We start from the raw sequence: 3,205 nt of genomic DNA, 5'->3' as shown, positions 1-3,205 counted from the left end.
CGAGGAAATCACCGTCAGCGCGCAGGCGTCGGCGACCGGCATGACCGGCGCGGTGCCGGGGGGCGGGCTGATGCCGCGGCAGACCGCGCCCTATGCCCGCAACACGATAACGCGCGACTACATCGCGGCGCAGTCCCCGACCACCAACGTGCTCAACCTGGTGCGCAACACACCCGGCGTCGTGGTCGCCACGGCGGACCCGACCGGGGCGACGGACCGGATGAGCGTGTCGATGCGGGGCATGAACCAGAATGAGATCGGCTACGAGTTCGAAGGGATGAACCCGTCGGACGTGCTGTATTACAGTCCGGCATCCTCGACCTGGGCGGATACGGAAAATATCGGATCGATCACGGTGTCGCCCGGCTCGCCGGACCTGATGGCGCCCACCTTCAGCGCGGTGGGCGGACTGATCAGCGCGACGATGCGCAGTCCGTCCCCCAAGGCGGGCGGCCTGGCCGACTTCACCTTCGGCGGCAACGACCTGGAGCGCGAATTCATCCGGGGCGAGACGGGCGAGATCGGGCATTCCGGCTTCCGGTCCTACGCGTCGTTTTCCAACACCACCGCCACCAACTGGCGCGGCCCGGGCGGCCTGAATCGCTGGCACGTGGATTTCAAGGGCGAAAGGACATGGGGCGACGGCAACAGCATCTCGCCCTTCATGTCCTACAACGACGTCACCGAAAACCTGTATACCTACCCGACGCTGGCGCAGTGGCGGCAATACGGCGATTCCTACAATTACGCGCCGAATTTTACCGGATCGAACACGGATTATTACAAATTCCACCAATATGAGTGGCGTCACGCGCATGCCGGCGTGCAGGCGCATCTCAACCTGGGCCACGGCCTGGCCCTGGCCGCCACGCCCTATCTCTACGACGTGGACGGCACGCTGAACGGCGCGACGGCGCTCAGCCGGACCGGCAGCTATCTCGGCAGCGAACCGGCGGGCATCCTGCAATTCCCGCCAGGGGCGGGCGGCCGGGCGGGCGGCCGGGTAAGTAATCAGGCGGCGGCCGTGTCGGTCGATCATTTCACCGAATCGACGTTCGGCTTGAACACGGCGCTGACATGGACGCATCACCATAACGCATTGTCGCTCGGCTACTGGTATTCCTACGTGAACTATACCGAGGACCCCTCCTATTCGCTGCCCGGGGCCAACGGGCAGGCGGCCAATCTGTGGGGGCGATATCCCGTGCTGACCCAGGACGGACGGCGGCTGCTGCAATGGAATGCGCATGTGATCCAGCAGCTCAACGCGCTGACGCTGCAGGATACCTATCGCGCGCTGGACGACCGGCTGACCGTCTCGGCCGGGCTCAAGGCCGTGATGATCACGCGCATGGCGACCAACCTGATTCCGGGGGCGACCTACGCGACCGGGTTCAGCGATTTCCAGCCTCTGCCCCGCGTCGCGATCAGCTACCAGGCCACGCCGCGCGACCAGGTCTATGTCAACGGCACGACCGCCTTCCGCGAAGCCGCCGCGGTAACGCCGTCGATCGACATGTTCAGCGTCGCGACGGGCAGGATGACCAGCGCGCATTCCAGCGACATCAAGCCGGAATATTCGATCGCCGAGGAAATCGGTTTCCGCCATTACGGCGCGTTCAACCTGACCGTCTCGCTGTTCAACTATAATTTTACCAACCGCCAGGTAACCAGCAATCAGCTCGTCAACGGCACGACCATCACGTCGTCGCTGAATGGCGGCGGCCAGACGACGCGCGGCGCCAGCGCCGAATTCAGCCTGCCGGCCTGGCATCATGTCGCGCCCTACCTGTCGGGCCAGTATCTGCATGCCACCATAGACAACGACATCGCGGCCGGCGGCGACTATTTGCCGACCCGGGGCAAGAGCGCGGTCCTGACGCCGACCTTCATGGGATCGATCGGCCTGTCCTATGACGACGGGTCTCTGTTCGGGAATTTCTCATTCAATTACGTCGATTCCCAATACACCACCTTCATGGACGACCAGAGCATGCCGGCCTACAAGACCGCGAATGTCAGCCTGGGGTACCGCCTGCACAGCGTGGGCGCCCTCAAGCGGCCGCAGATCCAGCTCAACCTGATCAATGTGGGGGATGCGAGTTATCTGTCCGGCGCATGGGGGCTGACCTCGAACGCGGTCGCGACGCGCGGCATCTATGGACACATGGTGGCGGCCAGCCAGCCGACCTACATCACCGGCGGCAAATTCTCGGGCGTCGTCTCGCTGACGACCGGCTTCTGACGGTGGCGGGGACGGCGGCTCCGGCGACGGTCCGTGACGCGGGGCAGGCGCGCACCATTCTGGCGACCGTCCTGGGCGGGGCGCTGGAATGGTACGACCTGCTGCTCTACGGGCTGTTTTCCGTCACCTTCTCGCGCCTGTTCTTTTCGACCGGCGCCGGGGGCGCGCAGCCTCTGCTGCTCAGCCTGGGCAGTTTCGGCGTGGCGTTCGTGGTGCGCCCGCTCGGGGCGGCCTGGCTGGGGTCGTGGACCGACCGGCATGGCCGGCGCAGCGGGCTGATCCTGTCATCGGCATTGATGACGATCGGCACCGGGGCGGTCGCGCTGATTCCCGACAGCCGGTCGATCGGTCCTGCGGCGGGATTGCTGCTGGTGGTGTCGCGGCTGCTGCAGGGGTTCGCGGCGGGCGGTGAATTCGGCAGCGCCTCGGCGATGCTGGCGGAACGCGATCCGGTGCGGCGTGGATTCTATGCCAGCCTGCAATGGTCGGCATCCGGCTGTTCCGTGACGCTGGCGGCGTTCCTGGCGTGGTGCGTGCATCATTTCTTCTCGGACCGCCAGATCGACGCGGGGGCGTGGCGCCTGCCGTTCCTGTTCGGGCTGGTCATGGGGCCGTTCGCCACCTGGCTGCGCCTGCGCAGCGCGGAATCGGCGGCTTTTTCCCGCCGCGAAAACCACACCCCCCTGCGCGAGATCGTGCGGGGCGACAAACGGCGCGTGATCCTCGCGATCGGCACGGTCGGGCTGGGGGCGACCGGCAGCGCGCTGAACGTCTACATGCCGACCTATGCCCGCACCGTCCTGCATCTGTCGGAAACCGGGTCGCTGTTCGGAACGGTGGTGTCCGGCATTCTGTCGATCGTCCTGCCGCCGGTCTTTGCCGGCCTGGGCGACCGAACGGCGCGGCGCGGGCTGATGATCACGGCGGCGACCATCGGCGGCCTGGCGGCCTGGCCGCTCT

General features: G+C 66.2%; 2 protein-coding genes. Both read left to right on the top strand.

Going from position 1 to position 3,205, the window contains the following annotated elements; genetic code table 11:
• Positions 1–2,245: TonB-dependent receptor (locus HUK84_RS13280; protein ID WP_176640717.1), on the top strand; the 2,245-nt coding region annotated here is incomplete at its 5' end.
• A gap of 2 nt (positions 2,246–2,247) precedes the next feature.
• A partial coding sequence (locus tag HUK84_RS13275; RefSeq protein ID WP_317135287.1) for an MFS transporter occupies positions 2,248–3,205 on the top strand: 958 nt, incomplete at its 3' end.

It is taken from the genome of Nguyenibacter vanlangensis (genome assembly GCF_013376155.1).
Lineage (GTDB): Bacteria > Pseudomonadota > Alphaproteobacteria > Acetobacterales > Acetobacteraceae > Gluconacetobacter > Gluconacetobacter vanlangensis.
The sequence above is the reverse complement of the archived record's forward strand: the minus strand, read 5'-3'. Positions and strand labels throughout refer to the sequence as shown.